The sequence below is a fragment of the Agromyces sp. GL_144 genome (genome assembly GCF_057834305.1).
This window is the reverse complement of sequence record NZ_CM174399.1, coordinates 1182472-1199970: the sequence shown is the minus strand read 5'-3', so window position 1 is coordinate 1199970 and position 17499 is coordinate 1182472. Positions and strand designations below refer to the sequence as shown.

The 17499-nt window shown below is 71.1% G+C and carries 14 protein-coding genes; 1 reads left to right on the top strand and 13 read right to left on the bottom strand.

The window, feature by feature from the left end:
• Nucleotides 1–2 precede the first annotated feature (2 nt).
• The gene (locus AC3IPY_RS05365) at nt 3–1430 is read right to left on the bottom strand and encodes an FAD-dependent oxidoreductase (RefSeq protein WP_489187193.1); all 1428 of its coding nucleotides are present in this window, start codon (nt 1428–1430) and stop codon (nt 3–5) included.
• Nucleotides 1431–1513: 83 nt separating this feature from the next.
• Between AC3IPY_RS05365 and AC3IPY_RS05360 the strand changes: the two genes are divergently transcribed.
• Nucleotides 1514–1861: a metalloregulator ArsR/SmtB family transcription factor gene (locus tag AC3IPY_RS05360; RefSeq protein ID WP_489187191.1), complete on the top strand. Its 348-nt coding sequence runs from the start codon at nt 1514–1516 to the stop codon at nt 1859–1861.
• Between the two features lie 283 nt (nt 1862–2144).
• Here the strand turns inward: AC3IPY_RS05360 and AC3IPY_RS05355 are convergent, their stop codons facing one another.
• The 12 genes from AC3IPY_RS05355 to AC3IPY_RS05300 form a co-directional block, all read right to left on the bottom strand.
• Nucleotides 2145–4076, bottom strand: a complete 1932-nt coding sequence (locus tag AC3IPY_RS05355; protein ID WP_489187190.1) for an ABC-F family ATP-binding cassette domain-containing protein — start codon at nt 4074–4076, stop codon at nt 2145–2147.
• A 351-nt stretch (nt 4077–4427) separates the two neighbouring features.
• Complete coding sequence (locus AC3IPY_RS05350; protein ID WP_489187188.1) at nt 4428–5906, bottom strand: malate:quinone oxidoreductase; 1479 nt, start codon at nt 5904–5906, stop codon at nt 4428–4430.
• A gap of 234 nt (nt 5907–6140) precedes the next feature.
• A complete protein-coding gene (locus AC3IPY_RS05345) occupies nt 6141–7142 on the bottom strand; it encodes an N-acetylglucosamine kinase (protein ID WP_489187187.1) in 1002 nt (333 codons plus the stop codon).
• On the bottom strand, nt 7139–8395 hold the full coding sequence (locus tag AC3IPY_RS05340) for a family 4 glycosyl hydrolase (protein WP_489187186.1): 1257 nt from the start codon (nt 8393–8395) through the stop codon (nt 7139–7141). The genes AC3IPY_RS05345 and AC3IPY_RS05340 overlap by 4 nt, the downstream gene beginning before the upstream one ends.
• Before the next feature lie 178 nt (nt 8396–8573).
• On the bottom strand, nt 8574–9791 hold the full coding sequence (locus AC3IPY_RS05335; protein WP_489187185.1) for an ROK family protein: 1218 nt from the start codon (nt 9789–9791) through the stop codon (nt 8574–8576).
• Nucleotides 9792–9840: 49 nt separating this feature from the next.
• Entirely contained in the window at nt 9841–10674 is an 834-nt protein-coding gene (locus tag AC3IPY_RS05330; protein ID WP_489187183.1) for an ABC transporter ATP-binding protein, read from the bottom strand.
• On the bottom strand, nt 10671–11567 hold the full coding sequence (locus AC3IPY_RS05325) for an ABC transporter ATP-binding protein (protein ID WP_489187182.1): 897 nt from the start codon (nt 11565–11567) through the stop codon (nt 10671–10673). Before AC3IPY_RS05325 ends, AC3IPY_RS05330 begins: the two co-directional genes overlap by 4 nt.
• Nucleotides 11564–12601, bottom strand: a complete 1038-nt coding sequence (locus AC3IPY_RS05320; protein ID WP_489187181.1) for an ABC transporter permease — start codon at nt 12599–12601, stop codon at nt 11564–11566. Before AC3IPY_RS05320 ends, AC3IPY_RS05325 begins: the two co-directional genes overlap by 4 nt.
• A complete protein-coding gene (locus AC3IPY_RS05315) occupies nt 12594–13589 on the bottom strand; it encodes an ABC transporter permease (RefSeq protein ID WP_489187180.1) in 996 nt (331 codons plus the stop codon). The genes AC3IPY_RS05320 and AC3IPY_RS05315 overlap by 8 nt, the downstream gene beginning before the upstream one ends.
• 49 nt (nt 13590–13638) lie before the next feature.
• Nucleotides 13639–15318 carry an ABC transporter substrate-binding protein gene (locus AC3IPY_RS05310; RefSeq protein WP_489187178.1) on the bottom strand — a complete coding sequence of 560 codons (1680 nt, stop codon included), beginning with the start codon at nt 15316–15318 and terminating at the stop codon, nt 13639–13641.
• 550 nt (nt 15319–15868) lie between these two features.
• Nucleotides 15869–16537 (bottom strand): bifunctional 4-hydroxy-2-oxoglutarate aldolase/2-dehydro-3-deoxy-phosphogluconate aldolase, encoded by a 669-nt coding sequence (locus tag AC3IPY_RS05305; protein ID WP_489187176.1) that lies wholly within the window; start codon nt 16535–16537, stop codon nt 15869–15871.
• Nucleotides 16534–17487: a sugar kinase gene (locus AC3IPY_RS05300; RefSeq protein WP_489187175.1), complete on the bottom strand. Its 954-nt coding sequence runs from the start codon at nt 17485–17487 to the stop codon at nt 16534–16536. Before AC3IPY_RS05300 ends, AC3IPY_RS05305 begins: the two co-directional genes overlap by 4 nt.
• Between the last annotated feature and the right edge of the window lie 12 nt (nt 17488–17499).

Here is a 17499-nt window from a genome sequence, read left to right as displayed (position 1 = left end):
GGTCATGCGCAGCAGCTCTGCGCGGATGCGGTTCCGCATGCGGATGCGGTTCCGGATGCGGATGCGGTTCCGGTCGAGCACACGCCGGTCGCCGGGAGCACGAGCTCGACCTTCGACGCCGAGTCCAGGTCGCCCGCGAGCCAGGCCGCGACGGACCGCACCTGCTCGTACCCGGTGGCCAGCAGGAACGTCGGCGCACGTCCATAGGATTTCATGCCGACGATGAAGAATCCGTGCTCCGGATGCCGCAGCTCGGCGAACCCGTGCGGTTCGACGGTGCCGCAGGAGTGCAGGTTCGGATCGATGAGCGGGGCGAGCCGCGCGGGCGCCTCGACGACCTCGTCGAGGTCGAGCCGGATCTCGCGCAACGGCTCGAGGTCGGGGCGGAAGCCCGTCGCGTTGACCACGAGGTCGGTCGCGTGCGTGACGAGCTCGCCGTCGCGGTGACCGACGAGTTCGACGCCGTCGCCGGCCTCGCCGGTCTCGCCGGCCTCGCCGGCCTCGCCTGCCTCGCCGGTTCGGCGTGCCCGCACGATCTCGAACCGATCGACGACCCGTACGTCGCCGCGGGCGACCGCGGCGGCCACGCGACCGCCCAACCTCGCGCGGTCGGCCAGCTCGTCATCGTCGGAGGAGGAGACGCGCGCAGCCTGCGCATTGCGGATGAGCCAGGTGACCGTCGTGCCCGGCTCCTCGCGAGCGAGCTGCACGAGCTTCACGAGGGTGTTGGCCGCCGAGTGCCCGGCGCCGACCACGGTCGTGTGCCGACCCGCGAAGCTCGCCCGGTCGCGACCGAGCACGTCGGGCAGGGCGGGGTGCACCCGATCGGCGATCTCGGCGAGGCCGAGCAGCTCGAGCCCGGTGGAGCCCAGCGGATTCGGCGAGCGGTACGTGCCGGAGGCGTCGATGACGGCGCGGGCCTGGAGTTCCTCGAGTCCCTGCGAGGTTCGGACCCGGACCACGAACGGCGTGGCGGCCCGACCGGTGCTGCGCGTGCGGTCCATGCCGTCGCGCGAGACCGCGACGACCTCGACCCCCGTGCGGATGCGGGAGGAGATCGACGCCACGCGCGACAGCGGCAGCAGGTAGGCCTCGATCAGCTCGGCGCCGGTCGGCGCGAGATCGGGATCGGGCAGGCTCCAGCGCGGGCCGGCCGCGGCCACCACTCCGGCCTCGGCCTCGGCCTCGAGGAGCCGACGCGATGCCGGATCGACGAGATGCCGCCACGGCGAGAACAGGCGCGTATGGCCCCAGGCCTGCACGCTGTCGGCCACCCGGTCACCGGCCTCGAGCACGGTGAAGTCGATGCCGCGTTCGACGAAGTTCGCGGCGGCCGCCAACCCGATCGGGCCGGCCCCGATGATCACGACGGGCAGTGCCGCCGTCCGCTCGACGACCGGCACCCGCGGAGTCTCCAACAGCGTCACCATCTGCTCCCTCATATCGATGAACTTCGATGCCTTGAGTATGACCAGATCTATCGAAGCCTGTCAATATCGAATACTGTCGATGCATGACATTGCTCGAGCTCACCGACATCAGCGCGGCGACCTGCTGCGCACCGCTCGTGCGCGAGCCGCTCGGAGCCGACGACGCCGAGGCGCTCGCCGCCACGATGAAGGCCCTCGCCGACCCGACACGGCTCCGACTGCTCTCGATCGTCGCCGCGTCGGCCGACCAGGAGGCCTGCGTGTGCGACCTCATCGAGCCCGTCGGACTCAGCCAGCCCACCGTGTCGCATCACCTCAAGATCCTGACCAACGCCGGTTTCCTCAGCCGGAGCAAGCGCGGCACCTGGGCCTACTACCGGCTCGTGCCAGACGCCCTCGGCCGCGTCGCGGACCTGCTCGTCGCCGGCTGAACCCTGCTCTGCCGCTGACGGGCGTGGCAGCCGACGGGGCGTGGCAGCCGTGCGCAATTCAGGATGGAGCGGCGACACGCCGGCCTGCGTCGCTCCGCGGACGGCGCGTCGCACGCGCATCCTGATTTCGCTGCGCCGACCTCGGCTGAGCGGCGGATGCCACGACGAGTACGACGAGCGGATGCCACGACGAGCAGCTCCTCGTCGCGGCATCCGCTCGCCGAGCTCGAGCGTCAGGCCGCGACCACCGCCCCGACCGGGCGGCCCGCGCCGAGCTCGTGCGTCAGGCCGCGACCACGGCCCCGACCGGGCGGCCCGCGGCGAGCTCGAGGGTCTCCCCCGCCCAGCGCCGCCGCAGCCACCGGTCGTGACTGGCGATCACGACCGCGCCGGGGTAGGTGCCGAGCGCCTCCTCGAGGTCGGTCGCGAGCGCGAGCGAGAGGTGGTTCGTCGGCTCGTCGAGCAGGAACACATGCGGCGGCCGCGCGATCACGAGCGCCAGCGCGAGCCGTCGCTGCTGCCCGACCGAGAGCGTGCCGACCGGGCGGTCGGCGTCGCGCGGGGCGATGAGCCCGAGCCCCGAGAGCGGCACCTGCTCCGCCCGCCGCGCACCCACGATGCGCTCGTAGACGCGCCGCGGCGAGGCATCCGGATCGGCGAAGCGCACGTCCTGCTCGAGCAGCTGCACGCGCAGGCCCTTGCGGCGCTGCACGGATCCGCGCTCGCATGCGAGCGAACCCGCGAGCACGTTCAGCAGGGTCGACTTGCCCGCCCCGTTCGCGCCCGTCACGAGCAGCCGCGTGAGCGGCGCCACCTGCAGCGACGGCACGTCGAGGCGGCCGTCGATCGCGACGTCCGACAGGTTCAGCAGCAGGCCCGACTCGTCGTCGAACGCCTGCGACCCCGACGGGATTCCCGCGAACGCGAGCGGCTTCGGCGGCCGCTGCACCTGCTCGCGCTCGAGGGTCGCGAGGCGCTGCTCGGTGTTGCGCAGCCGCCGCGAGATCGTGCGGTCCACGGTCTCGCCCTTGAAGTGCCGGATGAACTTGTCGTTGTCGGTCGCCGCGCGCCCGTGCGCCACCGAGCGGGCCGAGCCGCCGCCCGAGACATCCGCCCGCAGGCGCGTGAGCTCCTGCTGCTCGGCCTCGTACTGGCGCTGCCAGCGCGCCCGCTCCTCGGCCTTGACCGCGAGGAACTCGCTGAACCCCGCTCCGAACACCGTGCCACCGGATGCCGCGAGCGCGTCGTCGCGGGTCGCACCGGCGTTGCCCTCGCTGCCGCCCTGCCGCGCGCTGCCCCGCCTGCCGTCGCCGGTTCGGCCCCCGGCCACGGCCAGCGCCCCCTGCCGCCCCGGATCGAGGTCGAGCAGCCCGGTCGCGACACGATCCAGGAACTCGCGGTCATGGCTCGCGAAGAGCACCGGCCCGCGCCAGGCGCGCAGCCGGCCCTCGAGGAAGGCCGCCGCGTCGTCGTCGAGGTGGTTCGTCGGCTCGTCGAGCAGCAGCGCGTCAGGTGCGCGCAGCAGCAGCGCCACCAGCGCGAACCGGCTGCGCTGCCCGCCCGACATCTCGTCGATGCGGCGGTCGAGGCCGAGCCCTGTGACGCCGAGCCCGGCGAGCAGTTCGTCGCGGCGCGACTCGGCGCTCCAGACGTCGGCGCGTTCGGCGGCGTCGAGCGCGGCCGAGTAGCGAGCGGCGGATGCCTCGGCGCGGCCCTCGTCGCCGGCCACGGCCGGGTCGGCGAGCGCCGCCGCCGCCTCGTCGAGCTCGCGCTCGATCGTGCGCACCTCGCCGAGGGCGTCCTCGAGCACGGCGCCGATGAGGTCGTCGGGCGCGAACGGGAGCTCCTGCGTGAGCAGGCCAGTGCGCGCCGGCCGGCTGATGCGGCCCTGCACGAGGGCGTCGAAGGCGGCGGGCATGCGGTGGCTCGCGGCATCCGCTCGCTCGCCGTCGCCAGGGTCGCTGCCGGGTTCGTTCGCGGAGTGGCTCGTCGGCGGGCTCGCGGGATGACTCGTCGGCGGCCTCGCGGGTACGCTCGCCGGCATGGCGAGCAGCTGCAGCAGCGTGGACTTGCCCACGCCGTTCTCGCCGATGAGGCCGAGTCGTTCGCCCGGTGAGACGGTGAATCCGAGATCGCTGAACACGCGACGCGCGGGGTAGGCGGCCGACAGTCCGTCGGCGCGCAGGTAGCTGGAATTCGAGACGTGTACCGCCATGCGGACGCCCTTTCACGAATGCCCCCGGGTCGTCGACAGATGCTGCGCCAGGGGCGGCAGGTCGAGCGATGCACCGCCGGAACCGCCGCGTGCGCGCAGCAGCGCCGACGACCCGGGAGCGGAGTGTGGGTCCCGCCGGGCATTGCCGAGATGGGTGCACGCGATCACCGTCGCGATCAGTGGAAGGTGCACACCCGTGGTCTACGGCGCCTCAGGCGCGGGACGATGGGGTGTACTCACTTCATAGCGGGATCGACGATAGCAGAGGGCGCGCGCGAATGCACGCCCGGGCGTGTCGGATGCCTCGGGGCGCACGAACCGCGGAGCCGGCCGGATGCCGCGTGGCGGGCGTCAGGCCGTGAGCTGCAGCGCCTCGGCCGTGGCGGCGGTCGACGCCTCGGCGGTGGCGGCGTCGCCCGAGAGCTGCGTGCCGTAGCTCGGGATCATCTCGCGGAGCCGCGGCTCCCATTCGGCCATGCGGTCGGGGAAGCAGCGCGCGAGCACGTCGAGCATGATCGGCGCCGCCGTGGAGGCGCCGGGAGAGGCGCCGAGCAGGCCCGCGATGGTGCCGTCGGCGCCCGTGATGACCTCGGTGCCGAACTGCAGCACGCCGCCCTTCTCGGGATCTTTCTTCATGACCTGCACGCGCTGGCCGGCCGTGATGAGCTCCCAGTCCTCGGTCTTCGCCGTGGGCATGAACTCGCGCAGCACCTGCATCTTCTTCTCGCGCGAGGCCATGAGCTCGGAGACGAGGTACTTGACGAGGTCGAAGTTCTTCAGGCCGACCTGGATCATCGGGCCGAGGTTGTGCAGCCGGATCGAGAACGGCAGGTCGAACCACGTGCTCGTCTTCAGGAACTTCGGCGTGAAGCCGGCGTAGGGCCCGAAGAGCAGCGCGGTCTCGCCGTCGACGACGCGGGTGTCGAGGTGCGGAACCGACATCGGCGGTGCCCCGACGGCGGCCTTGCCGTAGACCTTCGCCTGGTGCTGGGCGACGAGCTTTGGGTTCGTGGTGCGCAGGAACTGGCCCGAGATCGGGAACCCGCCGAAGCCCTTGATCTCGGGGATGCCCGAGTTCTGCAGCAGGGCGAGGGCGCCGCCGCCGGCGCCGACGAAGACGAACTTCGCGTTCACGGTCTTGGGCGTGCCGCCGACCAGGTGCTTCAGGCGCAGCCGCCAGGTGCCGTCCTTCAGGCGCTTGAGCCGGGTGACCTGGTGGTTGGTCTGGATCGACGCCCCGCGGTTCTCGATGTCGGTGAGGAGGTACTTCGTGAGCGCGCCGAAGTCGACGTCGGTGCCCGCGACGATGCGGGTCGCGGCGATCTTCTGCTTCGGGTTGCGCTTCTTCGCGAGGAGCGGGGTCCACTCGGCGATGCGCTCGAGGTCTTCGGTGTACTCCATGTCGGGGAACAGCGGCTGATCCTTCAGTGCGTCGACGCGCTTCTTCAGGTACTCGATGTTCGCCTTGCCGCGCACGAACGTCATGTGCGGCGTGGAGTTGATGAAGTTGTGCGGCTCGGGCAGGGCGCCGATCGACACGAGGTGCGCCCAGTACTGGCGGCTGATCTGGAACTGCTCGTTGATCGAGACGGCCTTGGCGGCGCTGACCGTGCCGTCGGCGTTCTCGGGCATGTAGTTCAGCTCGCAGAGCGCGGCGTGGCCGGTGCCCGCGTTGTTCCATGCGTTGGAGGACTCCTGCGCGACCTCGCCGAGACGCTCGTAGACGCGGATCGACCAGTCGGGCTGAAGCCTCGAGATGAGGGATCCGAGCGTCGCGCTCATGATGCCCCCGCCGATGAGCACGACGTCGACGGTTTCCTCTGAGTTCACGGATTCCAGTCTATGCGCCGTGAACGGGGCCTCGGACCACGACCGCTCGACGTCGAGACAGCCCGGCTCCGAGCCTCAGGGTGCGTGTGCATGGCGACTCCGACACTGACCCCGCTGGAGCATCAGTGGCAGAGTCGGCGTGCGTCTGTCGTGACTCTGCCACTGAGAATAAGTACGTATCAGTGGCAGCGTCGCGAATACTGAACGGCCGCGCAGCCCCACGCGCGCGGCCGTTCAGCCCCCCACCGGCACCGACGCACCCGTGGCCGCCGCGACGTCGTCGCGGGCCAGCAGCAGTGCGTCGGGTCCGGCTCCCCCGGCCTCGAGCGCGAGCAGCGCCGCACCGATGATCGGCGCGCTCGCGAAGAACTCGAGGTTCGCCGCCGGCGCGATCGAGGCAAGCCCCGTCTCGATGCGCCCGAGCATCCGGGGGTCTCCCGACCGCACGATGCCGCCGCCCAACACGACGGGCACCGCATGGTCGAGCAGGTCGAGTCGCGTGAGACAGGCCCTCGCGAAGGCGACGATCTCGTCGGCCTGACGGTCGACGAGCGATGCGGCCACCTCGTCGCCGGCCCGCGCGGCCTCGAAGACGACCGGAGCCAGCTTCGAGAGCTCGGTCATCGGCCGCCGCCCGAAGTGCAGGTCCTCGATGAGCTCCGGCAGCGAGGCCGCCTCGAGCGCTCCGGCGATCGCGTCGGTGAGCGCCGTCGGCGATCCTCGGCCGTCGAGGTCGCGGGCGGCGAACCAGAGCGCCTGCTCGCCGAGCCCGTACCCGCCGCCCCAGTCCCCCGAGATGCCGCCGAGCGACGGGAACCGCGCGGTCGCGCCATCCGCTCGCCGGCCGACGGCATTGACCCCGGTGCCGCAGACGACGGCGACCGCGTCGGGGGCATCCGTTCCCGCGCGGAGCAGGGCGAACAGGTCGTTGTCGACGACGGCCGAGGGCGAGGCCCACGACAGCCATCCGATCGCCTCGCGGAACCGCTCGATCTCGATCGGCAGGTCGAGGCCGGACAGGTAGAGGTCGATCTGCACGACGGGGTGCGCGCCGGCGACCGCGGTCACGAGCTCGTCGATGACGGCGACGGATGCCGCGAGCCCCTCGAGCTGCGGACTCGAACCGGGTCCGCGGCGATGCGCGACGACCCGGCCGTCGAGGGTCAGGGCGACGGCGTCGGTCTTGGATCCGCCGCCGTCGACGGCGACGACGATCGCGTCGCGCGCGCCGCTCATGCCCACTCCAGGAAGCGCGCGTTCTCGGCGAGCAACAGGTCGGTGAGGCGCTCGGCACGGTCGTGCTGCAGCACGAGCGGATGCGCCCGCATCGCGCGCAGCACGCGGTCGCGCCCGCCGTGCACGGCCGCGTCGAGGGCGAGCCGCTCGTATCCGGCGACCGAGGCGATGAGGCCCCGGAGGTCGTCGGCGAGGGGCTCGACGGGCTCGGCGTGGAAGCGGCCGCCGCGGAACACCGCCGGCACCTCGATCACGTGGTCGTCGGGCAGGAACGGGAGCACCCCGTCGTTGCGCAGGTTGACGACGCGCGGGCGGCCGGCGTCGTCGCGCATCGCGGCGAGCAGCTCGATCGCCGCCTCCGAGTAGAAGGCGCCGCCGCGCCCCTCGAGCGCCGCGGGCTTCACCCGCTGCGACGGGTCGGCGTAGAGCGCGAGCAGCTCGCGCTCGATGGCCTGCACGGCCTCGGCGCGCGTCGGCGAGGTCAGCTGCTCGCGCAGCACCTCGTCGTGCTCGTAGAAGTAGCGCAGGTAGTACGAGGGCAGCGCGCCGAGCTGGGCGACGAGCTCGGGCGCCAGGTGCACGTCGCCGGCGAGCTCGGCCAACCGGTCGCGCAGCAGGCTCGGCAGCTCGTCGCGGCCGTCGACCTGCACACTGCGCTCCCAGGTGAGGTGGTTGAGGCCCACGTGCCCGAGCTGCACGCGGTCGTGCTCGACCTCGAAGAGCGCCGCGAACCGGCGCTGGAACCCGATCGCGACGTTGCAGAGCCCGACGGCCCGGTGCCCGGCCTCGAGCAGCGCGCGCGTGACGATGCCGACCGGGTTCGTGAAGTCCACGATCCACGCGTCGGGCTTCGCATGCTCGCGCACGACCTCCGCGATGCGCAGCACGACCGGCACCGTGCGGAGCGCCTTGGCGAGGCCGCCCGGCCCCGTGGTCTCCTGACCGATGCAGTCGACCTCGTGCGGCCAGGTCTCGTCGGCATGCCGGGCGTCCTGTCCGCCCACCCGCAGCTGGATCAGCACCGCATCGGCATCGGCGACGCCCGCCACGAGGTCGCTCGTGCCCGTCACGCGACCCGGGTGGCCGGCGTGCGCGAACATGCGCTGCGACATGCCCACGACGAGGGCGAGACGCCGCTCGTCGGGGTCGACGAGCACGACCTCCTCGATCGGCAGCACGTCGCGCAGCCGCGCGAATCCGTCGATGAGTTCGGGTGTGTACGTCGAGCCGCCACCCACGATCGTGAGCTTCATGCGTCCTCCTGAGGTCGGTGCTGGTGTGCGTGTCTGAGTCGATGTCGGTCGGCGGGGCGAGCGGGCAGGGCGAGCGGATGCCGCAGTGCGGGCGCGCGGCATCGGCGAAGGTGCGCCGACGAGGCGTCGGAGCAGCGGGCGGTCGGATCGGGCGGCGTGCGTCGCGCCGCCCGGCGGATCAGGCGGCGGGGTTGATGCGGGCCTCGAGCAGGTCGCGGATGCGCTCGACGAGCAGGCGCCGTGCGCCCGAGAGCACCGGCTGGTCGCCCGTGCCGCTCGATCGCACCACGAGATCGGGATGGGACTGACGGTCGATGCGCGCCGACACCCGATCGGCGAGAGCGTCGCCGCCCATCGATCCGGTGGGTCCGCCGAGCACCACCAGGTCGGGATCGACGATCGCGAGCATCGACTCGAGCGCGACCGCGACCCGGTCGGCGACGGCGTCGAGCGCCGCCTCGTCGTCGGGCAGCCGGTGCAGCACGTCGCCGAGGCCCTCGCCTGCGCCCGCCCCGAGCAGGCGCGCGACCACGCGCCCGCCGACCACCGCCGTCAGGTCGTCGGCACCGGGCTCGATGTCACCCGCGCTGCGGGGCACCGAGAGGTATCCGACCTCGCCCGCGCCTCCGGCCGCACCGCGGTGCACGGTGCCGCCGAAGTCGAGCGCCATGCCGAGACCGTGTCCGATCCAGAACAGCACCGAGGTCGCGGCATCCGCCGACACCCCGGAGGCCCGCTCGGCCATGGCCGCGAGGTTCACGTCGTTCTCGAGCACGACGGTGAGGCCCAGCCGTTGCTCGATGCGCTCGCGGGCACCGGTCGCCGGCCAGCCGGGCAGCGTGTCGGTGAGCGAGAGCGTGTCGCCCGCGACGTTGACCGCGGCCTGCACGCCGACGACGACGTTGCTCACGGTCGCCACGTCGACGCCCGCCGCCGCGCACGCCGCCTCAACGGCCCGGCGCACATCGGACTCGGGGGTGCGCCCGGCGTCGTCGAACCGGATCTCGGCGATCGGATGCTCGGCGTCGCTCGCGTCGACGACGACCGCGTGGATCGCGTCGGCGAGCATGCTCACCGCGACGCCGGTGATGCGGTCGTCGCGCACGCCGTAGCTCACGGCGTTGGGCCCGCGGCCCGCCGAGACCTCGCCGACCGGGCGGATGAGCTCGACGCGCTCGAGCCGCGCGAGCATCTGCGCCGCCGTGGGCTTGGACATGCCCGAGAGGGCGCCGAGCTGGGCCCTCGTCAGCGGTCCGTGCTCGAGCAGCAGCCGGAACGCGGTGCGGTCGTTGTGCGCACGCAGCCAGGTGGGCGTGCCGGGGTCGATCTGGCTCACGGTCTCTCCTCTCTGCTGCGGCGGCAGCGGTCGCACGGTCTCGTTCATCGTCTCGGTCATCGGGCGGGATCTCGGGCGGGTCTTCGGCCTCTGGTTCTCGGCGCCGCGGTCAGCCCGCGTCTCGGACCTCGTCGCGCAGGGCGCCGAGCCGTTCGGGATCGGCGGCCGCCTCGAGGAGCCGCTTCGTGTAGTCGTGCTGCGGATCGAGGATGACGGTGTCGGCCGGCCCCCGCTCGACGATCTCGCCACGGTACATCACGAGGATCTCGTCGGAGAAGTGCCTCGCGGTGGCGAGGTCGTGCGTGATGTAGAGCACGCCGAGGCGCTCCTCGCGCTGCAGCGCGGCGAGCAGGTTCAGCACGCCGAGCCGGATCGAGACGTCGAGCATCGAGACGGGCTCGTCGGCCACGATGAACCGGGCTCCGGGCGCGAGGGCCCGCGCGATGGCGACGCGTTGCCGCTGCCCGCCCGAGAGCTCGTGCGGTCGGCGCTCGGCGAACTGCGTCGCCGGCGTCAGCCGCACGCGCTCGAGCAGCGACAGCACGCGGTCGCGCACCTCGTCGCGCCCGAGCTCGGGGTGGTGGATGCGGATCGGGCGCTCGAGGTGGTGCTCGATCGAGTGGAACGGGTTCAGCGAGGCGAACGGGTCCTGGAAGACCATCTGCACGTCGCCGCGGTAGGCGGCGAGCGCCCGCCCACGGGTGCCGCTCGTCGCACCGTCGAGCAGGATGCCGCCGCTCGTCGGGGTCTCGAGCTTCGCGATCATGCGGGCGATGGTCGACTTGCCGCTGCCGCTCTCGCCCACGAGGGCGATGGTCTTGCCCGCCTCGAGCGTGAACGAGACATCCTTCACGGCGTGCAGCGTGGAGAAGGTGAGCCCGCTGCGCAGGCGGAAGTCCTTGACGAGGTTGCGGGCCTCGAGGCTCGCGATCGGCTGGGTCATACGGCCTCCGTGCTCGTCGTCAGGGCGGATGCCACGGGCATGGCGCCCGTGCGGATGAAGTCGCCCCGGTCGCCGCGAAGGCTCGGGAAGGACTCGAGCAGCTTCTTCGTGTAGTCGTGCTGCGCGTGGCGGTAGATCTCGTCGGCCGTGCCGAGCTCGACGATCTCGCCGCGCAGCATGACCGCGATGCGGTCGCTGATCTCGATGAGCAGCGGCAGGTCGTGCGTGATGAAGATCACGGCGAAGCCGAGCCGCTCGCGCAGGCGCATGATCTCGCGGATGATGCCGCGCTGCACGACGACGTCGAGCGCCGTGGTCGGCTCGTCCATGATCATGACCTGCGGGTCGAGGGCGAGCGCCATCGCGATCATCATGCGCTGGCGCATGCCGCCCGAGAGCTCGTGCGGAAAGCTCGTGAGCCGGTCGGGGTCGACGCCGACGAGCTCGAGCAGTTCACGGCTGCGAGCGACGCGCTCGGCCTTGCGCATCTTCGGACGATGCGTGCGGAACACGTCGTCGAGCTGCTCCTTGACGCTGAGCACGGGGTTCAGCGAGTTCATCGCGCCCTGGAACACCATCGACACCTTGTCCCAGCGGAACGCGCGGAGCTGCTCGCCGTCGAGGCCGACGACGTCGATGTCGTGGCCGTCGCGGTCGTGGAAGACGACCTCGCCCGAGTTCATCATCGCGGGCGGCTTGAGCAGGCGGTTCAGGCCGTATGCGAGCGTCGACTTGCCGCAGCCCGACTCGCCGGCGAGGCCGAGGATCTCGCCCCGGTGCAGCGTGAGCGAGACGTTCTTCACGGCCTCGACGGGCGGGTCGACGAGGTACTCGATCGAGACGTTCGTCGCGGTCAGCACGGCGTCGGTGCGAACCGGTTCTGCGGCGGTCATGCGATGCTCCCCTCGACGGCGATGCCGCGGCCTTCGCGCGCGGCCTTGCGCACGCGGCGGGTGTACTCCGGCGCGATGCGGAGCTTCGGGTTGATGATCTCGTCGATGCTGAAGTTGATGAGGGACAGACCCGCACCGAGCAGGGCGATCATGAGGCCCGGCGGCACGAACCACCACCACGCGCCGGTGCCGATGGCCTGGCCGGTCTGCGCGTCGTTCAGCATGGTGCCCCAGGTGATGGAGCCGGTCGGGCCGAGGCCGAGGTAGGAGAGCCCGGCCTCGCCGAGGATCGCGAAGATGATCGCGAAGAGGAACTGCGCGGTCAGCAGCGGCAGCAGGTTCGGGAGGATCTCGACGAGGATGATGCGGTGCGTGCGCTCGCCGGCGACGCGCGAGGCGGCGACGTACTCCCGGGCCCTGAGCGACCTGGACTGCGCTCGCAGCACCACGGCCGGCCCCGCCCACGCGGTGATGCCGAGCACGATGGCCACGAGCAGCCAGCTGCGGCCGGGCACGTAGGTGGCGATGACCATGACGAGCGGCAGGCCGGGGATCACGAGCATGATGTTCGTCACGAGCGAGAGGATCTCGTCGGACCAGTTGCCGAGGTATCCGGCGAGCACGCCGAACAGCACCGAGAACACGAGGGCGATGCTGCCGGCGACGATGCCGATGAGCAACGAGCCACGAGTGCCCTGCGCGAGCTGGGCGAACACGTCGTAGCCGAGCTTGGTGGTGCCGAGCCAGTGATCGGCGCTCGGGGGCTGCAGCGACGGGTTGCCGCTGAACGTCGGGCTCTGCGTGAAGAAGGGGGCGATGATGCCGAAGAGGGTGATGCCGACCACGAGCACGAGACCCGACGCGAGCTTGAGCGTCAGCTTCGGCATGCGTCGACGGATGCCGCGCTTCGCGGCCTCGGCCTCTTCGCGGCCGTCTTCGGGAACGGAGCTGATGATGCCCATCGGGGCGACGAACGTGTCTTCTTGCGTGCGGTCGACGACGGCCTCGTCGACGGCGGCGTGCGGCTCAGGCATTGTGACGTGCTCTCGGGTCGATGAATCCGTAGACGAGGTCCATGAGGAAGTTGGCGGCCAGCACGGTGATGGTGATCACGAGGAAGACGCCCTGCATGAGCGCGTAGTCGTTGTTCTGCACCGCCTGGAACATGAGCTTGCCGACACCCGGGTAGGTGAAGACCTGCTCCATGACGATCGACCCGGCGACGACGAAGCCGAGCGTGATCGAGAAGCCGGCGATCGACGGGATCGCCGCGTTGCGCGAGGCGTAGGCCTTGAGGATGCGGCCCGGTCGCAGGCCCTTCGCCTCGGCCGTGATGATGTAGTCCTCGCTGAGCGTCGCGACCATCATGTTGCGCATGCCGAACAGCCAGCCGCCGACCGAGCTCAGCACGATCGTGATCGCGGGCAGGATGCCGTGGTAGATCGCGTCGCTGAGGAACGCCCAGCTGAACTCCGGGCCGCTCGGGAAGGCGAACACGTCGTAGCCGCCGAAGATCGGGAACCAGCGCAGGTTCACCGCGAACACGGCCACGAGGATGAGGGCGAGCCAGAAGTACGGGATCGACTGCAGCACCGTCGTGCCGGGCACGAGGTGGTCGACCCACGTGCCGCGGCGCCAGCCGACCCAGGCGCCGATGCCGACCCCCAGCACGAACGCGATGACCGTCGAGAGTCCGACGAGCACGAGCGTCCACGGCAGCGCGTTGGCGATGAGCTCGGTCACCGGGGTCGGGTACTTCGTCACGGAGATGCCGAGATCTCCCTGAAGCAACCGACCCCAGTAGCCGAGGTACTGCTCCCAGAGGGGAACGTCACTGCCGGAACCCAGGATGAGCCTGATGTTGCGGATGGTGGTCTCGGAGACCTCGCCGGCACGCTGCATCTTCGCGATGAGGATTTCGGCGGGATCCCCGGGCATCAGCCGCGGGAGGAGGAAGTTGAGCGAGATCGTCGCCCACAGGGTCACGAGGTAGATCGTGATCCGTCGTGCGTAGAACTTCATCGGGTGTGCTCTTCTTCGGGCTCGGTGCTGGGTTCCGGCAGTGTGGGGGTTACTTCGCGGGCGTCAGGTTCGCGAGGATGACGCCTGCGGCCGACGCGCCCCATGCGGGCGGGAAGGCGTAGAGGTCGCTCTCGGTCGGCCAGCCCGTGTAGTCCTTCGAGTTCGTGAAGGTCTGCGTGGCGTTGATGACGAGCGGGATGTAGGGCAGGTCGCGCACGATCTCGGTCTGGATCTTGGCGTACTCGGCCTGCTTGGCCGCCTCGTCGTTCGTGGCCGCGGCCGCGGTGACGGCGGCGTTCACGATCGGGTTGTCGTACCGGCTGAAGTTCCACGTGCCCGGTGCGAGCTGCTCGCCGACCTTGACCGTCGAGGCGCCCGAGAACCAGTCGTTGTAGATCTGGTACGGGTCGGCGACCGAGGTGCCGATGACGCCGCCCATGATCAGCTCGTACTGGCCGGTCTGGCGTGCGTCGGAGAACTCCTGCCACTGCACGGTCGAGGCGTTGACCTTGATGCCGGCTGCGGCCGCCTCTTCGGCGATGAGCTTCGCGGCGTCGTTGTAGTCGGTCCATCCGTCGACCGAGATGAGGTCGAGTTCGATGGGGGCGCCGTCCTTGCCGTAGAAGCCGTCGGCGTCCTTGGTGTAGCCGGCTGCCTCGAGGATCGAGCCCGCCTCGGCCACGTTCGGCGACTGCGGGCTGACCGCGTTCGCCGGGTCGGCGAGCCACTTCTCGTCGCGCGGGAGCAGCGCGAAGGTGGGCGAGATGTCGCCCGTGAGGCCCACGAACGCCTTCTCCTTGATGGTCGAGCGGTCGATGGCCACGTTGAGCGCCTGGCGCACCGCGACATCCGTCTGCTCACCGGCGCAGCCGAGGTCGACGTTCGCGCAGGTGTAGAGCACGGTCGGGTCCTGCGGCGTGTTGATCGTGGAGATGATGCCGTTGGAGGTGACGTCGTCGGGGTTCGGGATGAACATGCCGGTCCAGTCGAGCTCGCCCGCGCTCAACAGGTCCTGGGCCGACTGGTTCGCGTCGAGGCCGATGTACTGCACCTTCTTGACGGCGGGCTTGCCCTCTTCGCGGTAGTTCTCGTTCGCGACGACGGTGTACGAGGCCTCGGTGACCGAGTCGACCACGTAGGGGCCGGTGCCGACCGGGTTCTCGTCGGTGAAGGTGGCGAAGTCGTCGACCTCGCTCCAGATGTGCTCGGGCAGGATCCAGGTCGAGCCGAGGATCGCGAACTCGCGCGTGTACTGGGGGCTGTCGAACGTGAGCACGACGGTGGTGTCGTCGGTCGCCTCGGCGCTGACGAGGCCCTTGTCGGTGTAGGCGTTGGCCTCGTACTCGAACGTGAACACGACGTCGTCGGCCGTGAAGGCCTCGCCGTCGTTCCACTTGACGCCGTCCTTCAGCTTGACGGTCAGGACGGTGCCGTCCTCGTTGAACTCGAACGAGTCGCCGATGAGGCCGGTGGGCGCCTCGTCGGCCGTCTTGTTGAAGAAGAACAGGGTCTCGTAGATCGGGCCCAGTGCCGCGTGCAGCACGGTGGGTGCGAACGGGTTGAAGTTCGCGGTGATGGGGGTCTGGCTGCCGGCCCAGACGCGCAGGGCGGCCTGGCTGTCAGAGGACCCGCCGTCGTCTGACGAGGGAGCACAGCCCGTGAAGGCGAGTGCGAGGGCTGCCGCGCCGGCAGCCAGCGCGAGGGCGGTCGAACGCTTGGTTCGGTTCATCGTTGCGTCGTTCCTTTCAGTGCTTCGTTGCGTGGAAGGTGCAGTGTGACGCCGCTGTGGTGCAGGATCTGTCCGGCGTGACTGTAAGGGAACCTAACAGAAAAGAAGGTAACTGGAAAGAGTCTTTTTTGTTTTTGTTTCGGCGGCGCGACGACCGTGTTTCAACCGGCGACCGGCACGCGGCCGCAAGGCGCACGGGGGCACGCCGAACCACCTGATCAGCATGGTTTTCAGGCCCCACGCCGAAGAATGCTGCGGCCCGGCGTTTTCTGCGGCCCGGCGTACACCGGAGTCACCGGCCCTGCGACTCCGACACTGACCCCGCTGCAGCATCAGTGTCGGAGCCGCCGATGAGGAGTGACCTCGCGCTGCCGACGCCGGCCCGCGGCGGTCACGTCGGTCACCGCCCTGCTACTGATACGAATCTGTTGTCAGTGGCAGAGTCGCCAAGAGGGAACGACTTCGCCCACCCGGCGCAACGTGCCGCGCGGGCGGCGAAGGGTCGTCGCGGCTCAGGCGAGCGGGCCGGGCGGCGAGGGGCCGTCGCGCGTCAGGCGAGCAGCGCGGCGAGCGCGGGCAGCTGCTCGGGGTCCTCGAGTGCGGATCCGACGGCGACCGTGCGCACGCCGACGTCGAGGAAGCGGCGGGCGTTCGACGCGTCAATGCCGCCGGTCGCGACGAAGCGGGCTGTCGGGAACGGGCCCGCCATCGCCCGGAACCAGTCGGTGCCGATGACCGAGGCCGGGAACGCCTTCATCCAGGTGAGGCCGAGCGCCAGGGCCGCCTGCACCTCGGTCGCGGTCGCCACGCCGGGCAGGCTCGGGAGTCCGGCCGCGGTCGAGGCGCGCACGATGTCGGGGTCGAAGCCCGGGCTCACGGTGAATGCGGCCCCCGCGGATGCCGCGAGCTCGACGTGCCGGGCGGTCAGCACGGTGCCCGCCCCGATCAGGCGCCCCTCGGCACGGCCGGCCTCGGCGACGGCGGCGAGTGCCGCGACATCCGCTTCGGACTGGATGGGCAGCTCGACGAGGTCGATGCCGAGCCCCCACGCCGTGCGGGCGAGTTCGAGGCTCCTGGCCTCGCCGAGCCCGCGGAAGAGCGCCATGAGCGGGCGTCCGGCGAAGATCTCGTCGAACTCGGCGTTGGAGACGGCGGCCGAGGCAGAGCCCGAGCCGGGGGCCGGGGCGGGGGTCGGGTTCGTGGTCGGGTTCGTGGTCACAGGGTGCCTCTCGGGAAGTCGGCCGTATCGGCGATGGTGAGCACGGCGCGCGCGTGCCCCGATCTGAGTCGTTCGGCGGCGGGCGCCCCGGCGAGCAGGGCGTGGAGGTATCCGGCGGCGAAGGCGTCGCCGGCCCCGACGAGTTCGACGGCGGCGACGACGAGCGCGGGCTCGTGCACCTCGCTGTCGACGACCGGGCCGGTCGGGCCGGTCGTGCCGTCGCCGACACCGCCATCGTCGACGGGCTCGCGCTCGAACGAGGTGGCCCCGACGGCGCCGTCCTTGACGACGAGCAGGCGCGGCTGCGGCAGGAGCGCACGCACGTCGGCCGGAGTCGACGTGCCCCACAGCCCCTGCGCCTCGTCGAGGCCGACGAACACCAGGTCGGCACGGGCTGCGAGCTCGAGCAGGCGCCGGCTCGCGGCATCCGTCGACGGCCAGAGCGGTCGCCGGTGGTTGACGTCGAAGCTCACGAGAACGTCGTGCGCAGCGGCACGGTCGATGAGCGCGTCGATCAGAGCATCGCACGAGGCGGAGAGTGCGGGCGTGATGCCCGAGACATGCAGGAGCCGGAGGCCGTCGAACGGCAGCGCCTCGGCGAAGCCGGCGTCGAGGCGCGAGGCCGCGGATCCGGCGCGGTAGTACAGCACGCCGTTTCCGGGGTCCTTCACGTAGAGCCCCGTGGGCGCGGCCGGGTCGCGCCGCACGAGCGACGTGTCGACGCCGCGGTCGGCGAGCTGTCGCACGAGCCGGCGGCCGAGGGCGTCGTCGCCGACGGCGCTCGCCCATGCTGCAGGCGTGCCGAGCGCGGCGAGATGCGATGCGACGTTGGATTCGGCGCCGCCGGCGTCGAGGTGGAAGTTCGTCGCATGCTCGATCGACTCGGCGATCGTCGGCGCGACGAGCACCATGGTCTCGCCGACGGTGAGGACTTCTGGGCGTGCGGTCACGCCCCCTATGCT